At 67.9% G+C, this 573-nt stretch carries 1 protein-coding gene; it reads left to right on the forward strand.

All coding sequences use genetic code 11. The features are described 5' to 3' along the window. Window positions 1–106 precede the first annotated feature (106 nt). On the forward strand, window positions 107–573 hold a 467-nt coding region (locus KUM32_RS42275), incomplete at its 3' end, for a M48 family metallopeptidase (protein WP_217146892.1).

Below are 573 nucleotides of genomic sequence, written 5' to 3' on the forward strand. Positions count from 1 at the left end.
GAGGTAGTGCATCACTCCACGGTAGCCACGTCATCCGCACGTCCTAGGGTGGGGTGGGGCCAAGGGGCGTCAGGGGCCACGACCGGCAGTCACACGAGGGGGCACGATGAGCGACAGCAACACTCACGGGCACGAGCACGTACCGAGCCGCGAGCGCAGGCGATTTCCCGGGATCTCCTCCCGCGCCTACGAGCACCCCGCCGACCGGTCCGCGCTGGTGGCGCTGCGGAAGTTGAGCGGGTTCGACACCGTCTTCAAGACACTCAGCGGCCTGCTCCCCGAGCGCAGCCTGCGCCTGCTGTTCCTGTCCGACTCGGTGCGGGTGAGCGACCGCCAGTTCGCGCACCTCAACGACATGCTGCGGGACGCCTGTTACGTGCTGGACATGGAGCGGATCCCGCTGATGTACGTCCAGCAGGACCCGAACCCGAACGCCATGTGCATCGGGCTCGACGAGCCGATCATCGTGCTGACCACCGGCCTGGTCGAACTCCTCGACGAGGAGGAGATGCGGGCGGTCATCGGCCACGAGGTGGGGCACGCCCTGTCGGGGCACGCCGTGTACCGCACGAT

The sequence above is a fragment of the Streptomyces sp. AC627_RSS907 genome (assembly GCF_019049165.1).